The following is a 14,462-nucleotide window of genomic DNA, read 5'->3' as shown; positions in this document are numbered from 1 at the left end:
ATGGGCTACATGGAGCAGCTGCAAGCAAGTGTGAAGTCCCTGGCGGCGGCAGGTGAGACTGGCCGCCGTAGCCTGGATGGGATGATTGGGCCGGTCGACGGCGCAATCAGTGAACTCAGCGGTGCGGCTTCTGAGCTGGAGGGCGTCCCTTTTGTGGGGCCGGCCATTGGCGAGAAGCTGCAGCGCGTTATGCGTGGGGTGACAGCGGCCCAGGCAAAGGTTGGCCAAGTGGTCTCGGTGTACAGCGCAGCCACCCGGGCGGCGTCTCAGATTGATGAGCGCTTGGGTGCGCTGAGCGAGCAGGCCGGGCGGGCTGCGACGGCGATCAACAATATCGCCGGCAAGGTCAGCCCCTCGCTGTCTGGCATTCTCCCGACCGGGGCCTTTGCTGCTGATGCCACACCGGCGCCGGAGGCGGTGAAACCCTTCCCGCACCTGATGATCATGCAGCCGCGTGATCCGAAACAGCAGCCGTACTTCTTCAACCTGGACACGGCGGCCTTCGATGAATTGCGGCGCTCGACAGCTTTCCGCTGGGCCTCTCAGGAGCGCCTGACGCGTCGACCAGCCCAGCAGGCTATCGGTATGGGGGACGAAAAGCTGACATTGAAGGGCGCCGTCTTCCCGGGCTTCAGGGGCGGCATCAAGCAACTGGACACCCTGCGAACCCTGGGTGGCAAGTTGCAGCCCATGACGCTGACCACCGGCTACGGCGACGTGTTGGGCACCTGGTGCATGGCCAGCGTCGAGGAAGAACAAAGCGCGCTGCTGGGCGGCGGCATCCCGCGTAAGCAAGGCTTTACCCTGGAGTTTGTACGCTATGGCGACGACATGCAGAACGTCTGACGGGGATCTGTTGGACACCATCTGTCACAACTACTACGGCCATCTGAGCGGCACGGTGGAGGCCGTGCTCCATGCCAATCAAGGGCTGGCCGATGAGGTTCAGCCGTACCGAGCTGGTGTGCTGATTGTCCTGCCGGACATGCCGGCACCCACTGAGGAACTTGTGATGCTTTGGGATTAGCCAGGCCTGGCTGTCCTTTCCTTCCGTTACGCGTAACGGCCGCCAACATTCCCCCGCGTTGGCGGGGTAACTGGGTGAACCATGACCCCTCGTTTTCGTGTCGTTGCAGACGGTAAAGATATTACCGCGCTGATCAATGACCGCCTGTTATTGCTGAAAACCACTGACAAGCCAGGCATGGAGTCGGACGACTTCGAGCTGCGCATCGATGACCGCGACAGCGCCGTGGCGCTGCCCAAGCGCGGCGCCGGCATTGAGATCTACCTGGGCTATGCCGAAACGTCCATGGTGCGCCTGGGCCGTTATATGGTGGATGAGGTCGAGATATCCGGCCCGCCTAACACCATCGTCGTGCGCGGCAAGGCCGGCGACATGCGCGGTACCGGAAAGACGGTGCGCAGCGGTAGCTGGGAAGACGTGCCGCTGTCCAAGATCGTGGCCGACGTGGCTGCCCGCAACGGCTGGACGCCGGTGTGCAACGTCTCCACGAACGTGCCCCGGGCTGACCAGCTCAGCGAGTCTGATTTCAACTTCATCACCCGCATTGCCAAGCAGCACGACTGCACGGCCAAGGTGGCCGATGGGAAGTTGATTGTCATGACCCGCGACGGCGGCACCAGTGCGAGCGGCGAGGCCTTGGGCGCCGTCACCATCACGCCGGCCGATGTCAGTCGGTGGCAATTCCGCTTAGGGGATCGGAACACGCACAAGGCGGTGGCCACCAAGCACCAGGACAAGAAAAGCGGTGAGCTGAAGCTGATCAGCCTGGACAACACGGATGCGCCCGACGGGCTGCCGGCGGTGCATATAGACCGTCATATCTACCCCAATAAGACCGCAGCGGCCCAGGCCGCCAAGGCTCGCCTGACCGCGTTCAATCGATCTTCTGCAGGCGTTCGTCTTGAAATGCCTGGGCGTACCGATCTGTTTGCCGAGCGTTCGGTAAACGCCACCGGCTTCAAGGTCGGCATCGATGGCGAGTACCTGGTCGACTCGGTTGAGCAGGTATTCACCCAAGCCGGCTGGTCGACCACCGTCGAGTGCAATGGCGGCAAAAAGGGTAAGGCCAAGGCCAAAAGCAAGAAAACGAAAAAAACCAAGGAGGTCAAGGTTCTGGAGCTTTGACGTGACTCACTGAAACCCCCGTTTAACTAGAAACCGCCGCCATTTGGCGGTTTTTTTTTGCCTGGAGAAAACATGTCTATCACCCTGCAGCAGTTGCTGTTGATCCTCCCGAACGCTGGCCGTCAGGCCGAGCTTTTTGTCGGTGTCTTGAATACTGCAATGAGCAAGTACGGCATCGTCACGCCCAAGCGAATCGCGGCGTTCATCGCCCAAGTCGGGCATGAATCCGGCCATTTGACGCGCCTGGTCGAGAGCCTCAACTACAGAGCGGACCGAATCGTAGCCTTGGGTAATGCCGCAAGCCCAGGTTCCCGCTGGCGATCCCTGGTGCCGCGTGCAGCCGAACTGGCGGGCAGTTCGGCACGTATGGGGAATGCCGTCTATGGCGGCCGTATGGGCAACGGCCCTGAGGCGTCGGGCGAGGGCTATATCTACCGAGGGCGCGGCCTGATCCAGATTACTGGCAAGGACAACCATCGTGCGTGCGGTGAAGCCCTGGGCGTCGACCTGATCAATCACCCCGAGCTGCTGGAGCAGCCGCAATACGCAGCGCTGTCGGCGGCCTGGTACTGGTCCGTAAACGGCCTAAACACGTTGGCCGACGCCGGCGACATCCAGAACATCGGGAGCCTCATCAATACGGGTAGCAAAGGGAAGATCCCGAATGGTGCGGCAGATCGCCTGGCGCTGTATCAGACGGCATTGCGGGTGCTGGCATGACGCCCGTGCGGAAGCTGGCCGGCCTCGTGCTGCTGATACTGGTGGCTATGGCCGCGAGCTTCGGCGCTGCCTGGCAGGTGCAGGACTGGCGCCTCGGGAAGATGCTGGCAGAGCAGGGCGCCCAGTTCGAGGCGGACCTGGCCGCGATCAGCAATGCCGCAGCAGCCCAGGCCCGTACCGAGCAAGACAAGCGGCTGGCCACCGAGCAGCAGCTGGCCGCCTCCGACCAACAACACACCAAGGAATTATCCGATGCCCAGCGCAATCAGGCTTTACTGCGTGACCGCCTTGCTACTGCTGATGTGCGGCTGTCAGTCCTTCTCGACGCCACGGATTCAGCCAGTGGCTGCAACATGCCCACAACCCCCGGCGCCGTCGGCGTGGTTCATGCAACCCGTCGAGCCCAACTTGACCCAGCGCATGCTCAACGAATTATCGGGATCACCGATGCCGGCGACCAAGGATTGATCGCCCTGCGGGCCTGTCAGGCCTACGCAAAAGAAGTCTCTACACCGAAATAAAGGAGCGGCCGGGCCGGATGCTTCAACATCCAGCCCGGCCACCTTCCCTGCAGATTGCCCCTGCAAGTCCAGCCAAGGCTCCCGCTTCGTGCACAAAGCGGAGCGAGCCTAGCACTGTTTATCCATACAGCAAAGGTCTTGCTTTTATATGTCCACACCCATCATCCCTTGGATGGGCGGCAAACGCCGCCTGGCCGACCGCCTTATCCCGCTCTTCCCGCCTCACGAATGCTACGTCGAAGTCTTTGCCGGCGGCGCCGCGCTCTATTTCATGCGGCCCCAGGCCGCACCGGTTGAAGTCCTCAACGACATCAACGGCGATCTAGTTACGCTGTACCGCGTGGTGCAGAACCACCTGGAGGAATTCGTGCGCCAGTTCAAATGGGCGCTGAGCTCTCGCCAGGTTTTCGAATGGCAGAAGATGACCCGCCCTGAAACCCTCACCGACATCCAGCGCGCCGCCCGGTTCTTCTACCTGCAGCATCATGCCTTTGCCGGCAAGGTGACGGGGCAGACTTTTGGTACCGCGACTACAGGCCCGGCCATCAACCTGCTTCGGATCGAGGAGAACCTCTCTGCAGCGTGGCAGCGGTTGTCCGGCACCTACGTCGAAAACCTCTCTTGGCTTGAATGTGCTGAACGCTACGACCGTGCGCACACCTTTCACTATATGGATCCGCCTTACTGGAAGACGGCAGGCTATGGCGTGGATTTCTCCTTTGAAAACTACGAGCGTATGGCTGATTTCATGCGTCGGTGTAAAGGCAAGGTGATGGTCAGCATCAACGATCACCCGGACATCCGGCAGGTGTTTGAGGGCTTTCATTTCGAGTGCCTCGACATTCGTTATAGCAACACCAATCAACGCCAAGGAAAGGCTGAGGTAACTGCTGAACTTGTCATCATGAACTGGATACCCTCTGAACTCGGTGGCCTGTTTTAATCTCGCACTAACATTTGAATTAGTCTGACGATCTCAATGGCCAAGGTGAGGACGCGTTCAATAAGTTTTATCATTATATTTTTCTCCAGGCTGAGCTTGGCTACCCGGCGCGTTAATTGGCGTCGGCTGTGGTTAGATTTAAAAGACGTGGAGATTAAATAGATACTTCGACTTGGCTGTCAATGATCTTCAGTATTTTTTATGAGGGCTGCGCGCTAAGCCGCAGCCCTACGTTGTCAAGGGGGGCATAGGAATGGAAGTTTCTCAGCTGTTAAGGCTATACAGGTTATCTAGGTTACGTAGGCTATATAAGTTACGTAGTTGCTTACTTACGTACATACGTAATTTTCTTGAAGGTTTGGCTTTTAACTATCTAAAGATATCTTAGGGGTAGTTAGTGGATATCCACTAGCTACTAAAAGGATATCTTAATTAATGTTGCGTGAACGTCCTTGTTACATTCAACAGTTACGCTTTAGGTGCCCTCGCACAGTTCTTCTGTTTGTGCTGGGATTGGCTGTGTTATTTTTGCTCTGAGCCTGCTATCGGCGTAATCAAGTCTGCACCTTGGTTTCGAACGTTGCCTACCGGGGTGCCAACCCGAAACCACTCAAAGTCATCTACTGGCTGACAACACGTTTTTGCTATTTCCTCGGCCCGGCAAGGAGTAAGGCTGGGGTCGATCCATTCCCTGGCATGTTCAGGTGTCAGTACCAACGGCTTGCGGTCATGGATATCCACCATGCCCTGATCACTGGCGGCGGTGATGATCACAAATCCGTCGTCCACGTGGGGATCCAGGCCAGGATGAACTTGAGCGAGCGCGCCAAAGAACATAGGCTTGTGACTCTTCAGGCGAATGAAGTAGGGCTGCTTTCTCTTCGGATCGTCAGGGTCTTTGACCCACTCATACCACCCTTCACTTGGCACCAGGGCTCGGCCATTCGGCCAGAGCTGTTTGAAGAATTTCCCTGTGGTGACCGTCTCGACCCGGGCGTTGATCGGATCCGGGCGCTTACCCTTCGCCCAGAACGGCGCCCATCCCCATTTCACTGCATCGATATGCAGCCCGTCCTCAGTTGTGTGTAGAACCTGCACCCGCGTTGACGGTGCGACGTTGTAGCGATCAATTCGCTGAGCGTCATACCCACTGAACAGCTCTATCTGCGGGCTTAGCTCTTCAATGAAGATTGCCATCCCTTCGTACTGCACGAATCGCCCACACATACGACACCTCTCCGCTTGTCGAAATCCCCTACAGAAAAATTGACCGCAAGCGTCCTACAAAGTTAACTGTACATTCATACAGTAATTGTAAAAGGCCGCATCATGAGCTTCACCATTCTAGGTCCCATCGCTGAGGTCGGCGCGAAGTTGCCGTTGTGCTCGTTCCAGGTTCCGGCCGGTTTTCCGTCGCCGGCAGCGGACCACATCGAGCAGCACATCTCATTGGATGAGGTCCTGAATATCCGTGCGCCCCACGTGTACCTGGTAGCAATCACCGGTGAGAGCATGCAGGGCATTGGGATCTTCGATGGTGATCTGGCTGTCGTGGATCGTGCCATTGAGCCGGTCCATGGGCATGTAGTGGTGGCACTGCTGAACAATGAGCCTGTCTGCAAGCGCTTGTGTAAGCGCGACCGGGAAGTGGTCCTGCTTTCCGAGAACCCCAAGTTCCCGGCTCGCTACGTTCTTGAGGGCGACGAGCTGTCGATCTGGGGCGTGATCACCAGCACAGTGCGCAGCCATGTCTAAGCAACAGCCGACCTTCGCACTAATCGACTGCAACAGCTTCTATGCCAGCTGCGAACGGGTATTCCGGCCCGACCTGGCGAAGGTGCCCATCGTGGTGCTGAGCAATAACGACGGCTGTGTCATTGCCCGTAGCTACGACGCCAAACCTTTCATCAAGATGGGCGAGCCGTATTTCCAGATCAAGCACAAGCTCAAGCAGCATGGCATTGTCCCGTTCTCTTCAAACTATGCGCTGTACGGCGACATGAGCGAGCGCGTGATGAGCCTGATCGAGGCGATGGTGCCGGCAGTTGAGGTGTACAGCATCGACGAGGCGTTCGCTGATCTGACTGGTATTGGTGGGCAGGATCTCTTGGGCCGGCAGATTCGCGCCCAGGTGCTCCGTTGCACCGGTATCCCTGTCGGCGTAGGCATTGCTCACACAAAGACACTGGCGAAGCTGGCAAACCACACCGCGAAGCGACTGCAGTCCCAAACCGGTGGGGTGGTCAACATCACCGATCCGGTTAAGCGTGACTGGGTGCTACGCAATACGGACGTGGCGGAGGTGTGGGGCGTCGGCCGCAAGATGAAACTCCATCTTGATGCCATGGGTATCAAGTCGGCTATGGACCTGGCTAAGGCCGATCCGTGGACGCTCCGCAAGAAGTTCAGCATTGTGATCGAGAAGACGGCCAGGGAGTTGGGCGGCACGCCTTGCCTGGAGCTAGATGAGCCGGATCCGCCGAAGCAGGAGATCTGCTGTAGCCGCATGTTCGGCATGAGGCTGACGGAGCTGCCGCCCATCAAAGAGGCGGTGGCCACCTATATGATGCGTGCCTCTGAGAAGCTGCGTGCTCAGAACTCGCTATGCAAGAAGGTTCGCGTGTGCATCCGCACAGGCATGTTCAACCCGGAGGAGGCGAAGTATGCCAACGGGGTGGTGGTGGAGATGCCATATCCCACCGACGACGTGCGGCTGCTTACTCAGGCAGCCGTCGGTGCGCTTGACCGGATATTTCGACCAGGCTTTAGGTACAGCAAGGCTGAGGTGATGTTGCTGAGTTTATGCCAACCAGGCGAGTACACCGACGATCTGTTCGCGGTTTCACAGCCAGAAGAAGCTTCAAGGGTTATGACGGTGTTGGATCAGATTAACGAACGGTGGGGTAGAGGCACGCTTCGCTCGGCCAGTGTGCCGATTGTTCCTCACTGGGGTATGCGGCGCGAGATGATGAGCCAAAGTTTTACAACTCGGCTCGATCAACTATGGACTGTCTTCTGCTGTTGAAGATTGGGTGTGCGACTTAAAAAAGGCCGAAAAAGGAACACGATTTATACATTTATTTAATGTGCTGTTGTGTCGATTTGTTCCCTTGGAGTCAATCAATATAAGGCGCTGAATCAATCCATGTATTCTGCTAAGAGAGGAGCTAGCACGTCGTCTTCCAAAATACACCATCGAATAAAAGCAGAATATGGCATGCTTCTTTGAATAAGTATTTTCATGCGCTCAATCGAGCGCTCTTTGTCATCTGGTGTAGCAATTGGGTCAAAATAGGAGTCAATTTGATCCAGAAGCAAGTTGTATTGCTTGAAAACTCTAGCCCTTAGAAATTCGCTGGAGATTTTTTTGTTAACTGTGTGGTCGCTATTAAATACTTTTGTAAGAAGTTCTGTCGTTTTGATTGTGCGAGGGTGATCATTTGTGGCAGTGATAATCACCCGCTTTCCACGTGGTGACATCGGTGGTAAAAGCTTTACTGATCGGAAGGCATCTTGCGCAGAATCACAGCAGTCAATGATTTCATTGAATGCATTGCTCTTAATGTTGTTACATCTGCTGCAGGCAAAGTAAAGATTGTTCCAGTTGTACTTTAAATCTGCACTGCCCTCATGCGCAAAAAAATGTTCTACATTTATGTCGTGCGGGTCATTTGTTTCGCAGATATAGCATTTATCAAAAAAAATATTTCTAAGCGCGGTGTAGACATCGTCTCCATCATAGGCTCTGGCTTCAGCTAGGGACTCTGGTGCGGGGTAGGTCCGAATGGCATTAAACATTGGTGTCACCTCGCAGGCTCTTGTTTAAAAGAATTCGCGCGCGTTTAATGTGCATAGCTGATTCAGGGTCTAAGTCCGACTCATGCTTGCTAACAATACTGAGTGTTTTTTGTAGTTCTAAGATGTTTGGAGATTCCATTTCAAGAATTTCAAAAAGTTTTTCCACCATGTCTGTAACTATCTGAGAAACAGGAGGTGTGTCGAATAAACCCCGTAATATTGACTCATAAGAGTACATTGATAGGTCGTCAACCTGTTCAAGTGTAGATATGTCATAGATCACGGCGTTGCTGACTGAAGATACGACGAATGGAGAGTGAGTAGTTATTATGAATTGGATGTTAGGGAATGCTTCAATCAAGAAGGAGAGAACTTTTCGTTGTAATGAAACATGAAGGTGGGCATCAATTTCATCGATGAATACTAAGCCATACATTTCGGAAGGTAGAATGTCGCGTAATTCTACCTTCATTATTAAGTTTGTATAGATGGCGAGAAGGGAAGAAAAGCCCGATGAGAGATTTTGAAGTCGGTAAGAATCTTTATTGTCTTGGTGTATGAAAAAGCACTGCTTTTTTGCATCGAATTTGATATGCAGGGTCGGATCCTCGAAAAGACTTTTAAAGTCGTTTTCAACCTTCTCGAACCATTTTGAGATAGCAGTCGCAGAAATCGGATCATTACCTATATTTGGAGATTCTGCATAAGCTTGTAGTGTTATTTGGCTTACTAGATAATCCTCAAAGAAGCTTGAGGTGTCATTTGAATGTGCTGCTTGTTGTATTATTTTTTCCTTGCTTATCGCTGATGTTGCCTCTCTAAAGTTTGCCTGGCGAGTCGCTTCAAAAAGTACCAGTACGGCTTTTCCCTTGGCGTAGTCATCAATGTATTTTTCGTGATTAAAAAAAGCTATAAGTGGATTTTTTGCATTTTCAAGTTTTGCGAGGGCGAATTTAAGTGCATCTACATGCCCTTGGTAAGCTTGGTGTGCGGGGGAGTGAGCGTCGAGGTATCTATTAATGGCATCTACGTGTGATTGTAAAGAGCTCAGAGGCTCGGGATTGGTTAAGGTCTGTTCGCAGTAAGCGTGCAAGCTTTTAAGGAGCTGGGTTTTTCCAGAACCGTTTATTCCTGTGATGATTATGCTTCGGCCCTCTGCATGAATAGAGCACTTCCTGTTAGTACCAGGAATGAATGCATTTATTGCAGTTGCGTGTGGGTATATGCTTGTCAATTTGTGGCCTCTATGAACTGGGAGCCTTCCGCTTCAGGGGGGTTCTAATATCGCTGCTTGTACAAGTGCCTAAATATCATTTTCAATTTCTAGGGCGAGTTGAGCCGCGTGTTTAGTGTTGTTCATATACGTAGTGTGAGAGTTTGGTAGTCGAGTGTACGTCGCTAGCACCTCTCTATCGTTGCGAGCGTTAGATTTATAGAATCCGAATGAGTAGAGTTCTCTTTGTATAGTCTTTAAGTTGTCGGTGGCGCTTCGTGCAGCGTCTTCAGGCCACACGTATTTGGTGTTTTTGAATTGCTCTAGTGTTTCGGTCGATGGTTGCAGGTGTAAGATTTGCACCAGCTCTTGAATATCGATTAAGAGGGCAATTAGCGCACTTTCATCCGTAGCAGGATTATACAAAATAGTCTTGAAGTCGAATGTCTGTATTCGTAATAATTCGAGAAAATTATTGGTGTTGGGATCGACGGTTTCTTGTTTGGAATGTGCAGCGAACGTGAAATATGAATAGTTGTTTTTTGGAAATATGCGTCGATATAAGGTTAGTGGGTCGGTAAATCGGCAAGAGCATTTTGATTCGATTTTTTCTAATAGCTTGAAAAATTCTTCTTGGTGTTTTATGTAGTTGTTGAACGTGTTCTGTTTGAGTGTTTCTTCAATTTGTAGATGCGCCTCATCTGACCGATGAAGTGCTGCTACGATTGCTGTTAGTGGAACAGAAAGGCCTATGATTGATAAAGGGAATTTATATAATTCGAAGAAATTGTTAATGCAGCCTGATGAAAAGCACATGGTAAAGTTATTGTTTGAAATAGATGACGCAACAAATAGCAGCGCGCCAGACATAATTGGCACAAGAAGGGCTGCCCTGAAAAGGGGGTCTCGCCAAGCTTGATAGGTCTCGTCATCGTAGCTCTCTATAGGTAAAGGTGGCCTCAGGCTACTACGCTACTTTAATTTGCGCCATGAATGTGCTCCGAGACCGGCTGCAAGGTTTAGGGCAAATCGTAGCCCGCCATAAGCCGTTTCTGGCCTTGCAGTCGCCCAGAAACTGCCGGTAATTGCGGCCTGTAGCGGGCTATGGAGTGAGCAGGTCGGGTTCGAATCCCTATACTCTATTTGGTTTCCAATGTCCGTATTCGACTCAAAGTCGTCGGTCCTTATGTCGGAACGGGCTAACCAATTGATCGCCGCCGGCCGGCAGCAAGGTTCTGAAAATCCGCAGCGGTTAGCTGGCGTTTCTGCCGGGTGATAAGCCCCGTTAGGTCAATCCCCTCGCCAGTTATTCCGATGAACCTCGCGGCACCGATGGACTACTTGCTCTACCAGCGAATTACGTGGGGTGGCGTGGATCCAACCATCCTCAAAAGGTGGGAGCGGCCCATCGGTCTCCAGCACCGCATTCAATTCCAACGAAAGCAGGATCAGCGTTTTGTATGCGTTAGGAGCCTGGATTTCTTCGAGCTGTTTTCTGTGGACATCCATCTCATCTAGCTGCGCGTGCTTGCCATTCCATTCCTTGGATTTGTGATGCACCAAAGCGTTACGTGCCTTGACCAGGCCCTTCAGCCCATTGATGGCGGGGCCATTCGCTTTCAGCGATCGACCACAGACCAAGCGTGGGACGACGAGCCATTTACCCACCACATCCAGCTTATCCAGATAATCTCTTGCCAGGCGCTCTCCCAGCTGGAGGGTGGCAAATTCGAACGCCGCAGCTTCCAACGCCATCGCGGAGAAGACGATTGTTTTTATAGCTGCGACGTTTTTTCTAGTTTTCTGGTCGTCGTAGGCTGTCGAATCGCCGGGCCATTCTTGCTTTGGGAGGGGATTGCCCTTTTCGAACAAAAAAGATCCGAATGCCTCCTCCGCGATTTCACAATAGGTGTCCACCATGGAATCGACTAAGACCCAGTTATCGCGGACTTCAAACGGTTTGGTCGTGCCCATGACAGCCCCTGCAAAAAACTAACGAGAACGTATTTTATCGCTAATGGATGTTGCCTTAGCCATGGCTAAGTTCAGGTTCGCTTTGGCCGAATACTGCCTGTCAGAGGGATTGGTTTGACCATCGTTAAGATTACTGGCCGGACCGTACGTCCGGGAGGAAGATCTGGCGAGGGTGGGGCAAAAATGGGGCAAACCGTACGCCAATCCATGCCATTCAATACCCACCATGCATTTGTGGATGCAGTAGTGATATGCGCTGAGCCTCAATAAACACATGGTGTTGGGGCTTAATGACCGAAATACTCCAGCACAATTGGGGTGTGCTTTGTTAGTGACGCTTGATACGTAACCTCGCCAGCCCCTGCTTGATGTGCCCAGCGTTTTCGCCGATCACGAATAGCGCACCACGTACGTTATTGCCAACGTCATCCAGGCCTTGCTTTTCGCTTTGGAGAGCCAATTCCATCAGAGCCGCTTCTAACGCGAGCTGATTCTCATACATTCGTTCAAGCAAATCCGGAAGTGAGTATTCCCCTGACATGTGTGCAATCTCATAGAAAAGGCCTAAGCATAGCAGGGGCCTGCCAAATTGATGCTTGCTTAGAAGTTACTACAAGGCCGGCCGCTCAATGCCCGGTAAGCATAGCTGGCGGTGGTTTCGAGGAGAGCTATGTCCAATCCATAACTGGTGTATAGCTGGAGGTGCTTCAGCAGGAGCAACTGGAAGGGTGTCGAATTGACATCTTGTTGTTGGCTTCTACTCTCATATCGCAAACATAAAAATAATCGTTTTAACGAGGAGCTTTATGAATACCTCCGAGCACGATTGTGGCTGTAACACCAATGATAAGGACCTTGGAACGGAGGCTGTGAACGGAACGGTAACAACTGCTACCCGCTATTGGGCTCAGTGTGTGAAAAACTGGATGGGGCCGTACCGCTCTACATACCAAGAGGCTAGGGCCGATGCAAAGGCGCATGAGGCCGAGAAGAAGCATGGAACGTCTGTCTTTTCAAACTAGCTTGCGTCAACGTCGGATAGCCCTTTCGCTTGATTGGCGATCTCTAGAGGGGGCGGCAGGCTTAAACAGCTCCGGGCTCTGATTTCACTTATTGCCGATAGCCCGGCCGAACGCGTACCACTGAAGATAGGCAGTCGGTTGGTTATCCGGCTCTAACCAGCGAAGCATAGAAAATCCATTCCGCAACTGAAATAGAACCTGCCGTTTTCAGGGGGATCCAGCGAGGTAAAAAGTTTGGCTAAGCGGAACTGATTTTAGCATAAGTCATTGAAAGTATTGATTTTACTCATGGATTGCAAATCCGCCTACGCCGGTTCGATTCCGACCTCGGCCTCCACTCTTAGAAACCCCGCAGATTAACGTCTACGGGGTTTTTTATTGCCTGGGATTTGGGCAATCACTTCCGCAATTTTTTGGATCGCTTCCACAAGTAGCCTGTTTTTAGCATCGAGCTGACAGAGAACTTTCACCGTTTTTGTTATGAGCTGCCTTCGCTCCCTAGCCATAGCTGCATTCAGATTAGGTTCTTAGGAGCGACAGCTTTCGGCCCAGAGTGTGTAAAAACGCTTCGCCAAAATTGAAGTGTGCGCGTCTACGTTAAATCTGAAATTTATCGGCACGTCAGCAGTAGCCTTGAACTCCCCCTCGCTATCTCCCCCTCAACCCTTTATGATGAGATCTATTCTCATAAACGCCAGTTCTCGGAATGCCCACACATCACCCCCTGATGGCCGCCCTGGCTCTCCATTACGACGACCTAGTTGACTACATCAAGCGTCGCTTCCACGGCCGAGACTTCGCACGCGACTTGATGCATGAAGTGTGCGTGCAGATGCTGGAGAAACCACCCCGCGACCCCATCGCCTCGCCTTTGGCGTTCCTGCGTAAAACGGCGTTCAACCGCGCCATCGACCGTATTCGCGCCGAGCGTACGCGGCAGGCTCATTTAAATGGCCATGTGCCCGAGTACCTGAGCGTCGACGATTGGGACGGCGCCCAGGCGCTGGATTTCGAGCAGCAGCTGGCGGCGTTGCTAGACATCATCCAGGCGTTGCCCGTGCGTCAGCGGCAGGTATTCCTGCTGCATCGCATCCATGACATGTCGCAACGGGAGATCGCAGAGGAGCTGGGAATTTCGGTGAACATGGTGACCCAGCATTTCGGGCGGGCCATGAAGACCATCGGTCAGCATTGGGAGCCGGCGCGCCGAGCCCTTCGGAAAAACCCATGAATTCCTCGCCTTCCCGTGACCCCAAAAACGATCTGCTGCAGCCGTTCGCGGACGCTTTGCGTGAGCGCGTGCCGTCCAAGGAAACCTTGCTGGCCGAAGGTAAAGCCTTCACCAAAAGCCGCCGCAGCAAACAGAAATCCCTGGGTGCCGGATTGTTGGTCCTGGCGCTGGCAGGTGGCTTGTGGCAGTTGGATCCGGCCTGGCAGACGGAGGATGTGCAGGTCGCCATCGGCCAACGTCAGGAAGTGCGTTTGCAGGATGGTAGCTTGGCGATGCTCAATTCCGGCGCTCATCTGCGTATCGAAAAACGCCTGCGCAGCCGTCAATTGGAATTGCTGAACGGCGAAGCGATGTTCACCGTGGTACATGGCGATTCGCCGTTTATTGTGCGTAGCCAGGGCGTACGAGTGCGGGACATAGGCACAATATTCAATCTACGCAGCGATGAGCGTGGGGTGGATGTGGGTGTGATCGAGGGCAGTGTCGAGGTCAACAATGACCACACCGCGCCACGCCTGCTGAAGGCGGGCGAGCAGGTGCGTGCCACCGCTGAAGGGGTCGGCACGGTGGCACCGGCAAGCCGCGAGGCGCTGACGGCCTGGCAGCAGGGTAAGTTGCGCTTCGACGGTACGCCACTGAGTGAGGTCGTGCGCGACCTTCAGCAGTACCGCGAGCAGCGTATTAAAGTGGCCAACACAGCCACCGGTGAACTGCGCCTGTCGGGGGAGTTCGACAGCAAAAGCGTCGAGACACTGATCGAAATGCTGCCGCGGATTCTACCGGTGAGCCTGATACGTACCGCCGATGGCCGCGTGATTCTTAACAAGACTCGCTAACAGACAAGAATTATTTTCAAAACGACATCAAGATTCCTACAGCGTCATACGC

At 53.5% G+C, this 14,462-nt stretch carries 16 protein-coding genes; 10 read left to right on the top strand and 6 right to left on the bottom strand.

Going from position 1 to position 14,462, the window contains the following annotated elements; genetic code table 11:
- The 6 genes from JFU04_RS15205 (at position 1) to JFU04_RS15180 (ending at position 4,336) form a co-directional block, all read left to right on the top strand.
- On the top strand, positions 1-846 hold the full coding sequence (locus JFU04_RS15205; RefSeq protein ID WP_201144701.1) for a phage tail protein: 846 nt from the start codon (positions 1-3) through the stop codon (positions 844-846).
- Positions 821-1,027, top strand: coding sequence for a tail protein X (locus JFU04_RS15200; protein WP_201144699.1), 207 nt, complete (start codon positions 821-823; stop codon positions 1,025-1,027). Before JFU04_RS15205 ends, JFU04_RS15200 begins: the two co-directional genes overlap by 26 nt.
- Before the next feature lie 81 nt (positions 1,028-1,108).
- Complete coding sequence (locus JFU04_RS15195) at positions 1,109-2,152, top strand: phage late control D family protein (protein ID WP_201144697.1); 1,044 nt, start codon at positions 1,109-1,111, stop codon at positions 2,150-2,152.
- A 72-nt stretch (positions 2,153-2,224) separates the two neighbouring features.
- Positions 2,225-2,872, top strand: a complete 648-nt coding sequence (locus JFU04_RS15190; RefSeq protein WP_201144695.1) for a glycoside hydrolase family 19 protein — start codon at positions 2,225-2,227, stop codon at positions 2,870-2,872.
- Entirely contained in the window at positions 2,869-3,393 is a 525-nt protein-coding gene (locus JFU04_RS15185; RefSeq protein ID WP_201144693.1) for a lysis system i-spanin subunit Rz, read from the top strand. The genes JFU04_RS15190 and JFU04_RS15185 overlap by 4 nt, the downstream gene beginning before the upstream one ends.
- A gap of 148 nt (positions 3,394-3,541) precedes the next feature.
- Entirely contained in the window at positions 3,542-4,336 is a 795-nt protein-coding gene (locus JFU04_RS15180; RefSeq protein WP_201144691.1) for a DNA adenine methylase, read from the top strand.
- A gap of 522 nt (positions 4,337-4,858) precedes the next feature.
- Here JFU04_RS15180 and JFU04_RS15175 read toward each other — a convergent pair.
- Complete coding sequence (locus JFU04_RS15175; protein ID WP_201144689.1) at positions 4,859-5,563, bottom strand: SOS response-associated peptidase family protein; 705 nt, start codon at positions 5,561-5,563, stop codon at positions 4,859-4,861.
- 102 nt (positions 5,564-5,665) lie between these two features.
- Here JFU04_RS15175 and JFU04_RS15170 point away from each other — a divergent pair, with 102 nt between their 5' ends.
- Positions 5,666-6,091 (top strand): LexA family protein, encoded by a 426-nt coding sequence (locus JFU04_RS15170; protein ID WP_201144687.1) that lies wholly within the window; start codon positions 5,666-5,668, stop codon positions 6,089-6,091.
- Entirely contained in the window at positions 6,084-7,361 is a 1,278-nt protein-coding gene (gene umuC, locus JFU04_RS15165; RefSeq protein WP_201144685.1) for a translesion error-prone DNA polymerase V subunit UmuC, read from the top strand. The genes JFU04_RS15170 and umuC overlap by 8 nt, the downstream gene beginning before the upstream one ends.
- A 113-nt stretch (positions 7,362-7,474) precedes the next feature.
- Here the strand turns inward: umuC and JFU04_RS15160 are convergent, their stop codons facing one another.
- The 5 genes from JFU04_RS15160 to JFU04_RS15140 all read right to left on the bottom strand — a co-directional run bounded on the left by JFU04_RS15160 (position 7,475) and on the right by JFU04_RS15140 (position 11,862).
- The gene (locus tag JFU04_RS15160) at positions 7,475-8,134 is read right to left on the bottom strand and encodes a hypothetical protein (RefSeq protein ID WP_201144683.1); all 660 of its coding nucleotides are present in this window, start codon (positions 8,132-8,134) and stop codon (positions 7,475-7,477) included.
- Entirely contained in the window at positions 8,127-9,368 is a 1,242-nt protein-coding gene (locus tag JFU04_RS15155; RefSeq protein ID WP_201144681.1) for an AAA family ATPase, read from the bottom strand. The genes JFU04_RS15160 and JFU04_RS15155 overlap by 8 nt, the downstream gene beginning before the upstream one ends.
- Positions 9,369-9,437: 69 nt before the next feature.
- Entirely contained in the window at positions 9,438-10,217 is a 780-nt protein-coding gene (locus JFU04_RS15150; protein ID WP_201144679.1) for a hypothetical protein, read from the bottom strand.
- A gap of 420 nt (positions 10,218-10,637) precedes the next feature.
- Positions 10,638-11,321 carry a hypothetical protein gene (locus tag JFU04_RS15145; RefSeq protein WP_201144678.1) on the bottom strand — a complete coding sequence of 228 codons (684 nt, stop codon included), beginning with the start codon at positions 11,319-11,321 and terminating at the stop codon, positions 10,638-10,640.
- A 328-nt stretch (positions 11,322-11,649) separates the two neighbouring features.
- The gene (locus JFU04_RS15140) at positions 11,650-11,862 is read right to left on the bottom strand and encodes a hypothetical protein (RefSeq protein WP_201144676.1); all 213 of its coding nucleotides are present in this window, start codon (positions 11,860-11,862) and stop codon (positions 11,650-11,652) included.
- Positions 11,863-13,070: 1,208 nt separating this feature from the next.
- On the opposite strand from JFU04_RS15140, the gene JFU04_RS15135 reads away from it, so the two are divergent.
- Together JFU04_RS15135 and JFU04_RS15130 are read left to right on the top strand one after the other, a co-directional pair.
- Positions 13,071-13,574: an RNA polymerase sigma factor gene (locus JFU04_RS15135; RefSeq protein WP_201144674.1), complete on the top strand. Its 504-nt coding sequence runs from the start codon at positions 13,071-13,073 to the stop codon at positions 13,572-13,574.
- Positions 13,571-14,410 carry a FecR family protein gene (locus tag JFU04_RS15130; RefSeq protein WP_003210519.1) on the top strand — a complete coding sequence of 280 codons (840 nt, stop codon included), beginning with the start codon at positions 13,571-13,573 and terminating at the stop codon, positions 14,408-14,410. The genes JFU04_RS15135 and JFU04_RS15130 overlap by 4 nt, the downstream gene beginning before the upstream one ends.
- The last annotated feature ends 52 nt before the right edge of the window (positions 14,411-14,462 follow it).

It is taken from the genome of Pseudomonas sp. TH21, from assembly GCF_016651025.1.
Taxonomy (GTDB): Bacteria; Pseudomonadota; Gammaproteobacteria; order Pseudomonadales; family Pseudomonadaceae; genus Aquipseudomonas; species Aquipseudomonas aylmerensis.
The sequence above is the reverse complement of the archived record's forward strand: the minus strand, read 5'-3'. Positions and strand labels throughout refer to the sequence as shown.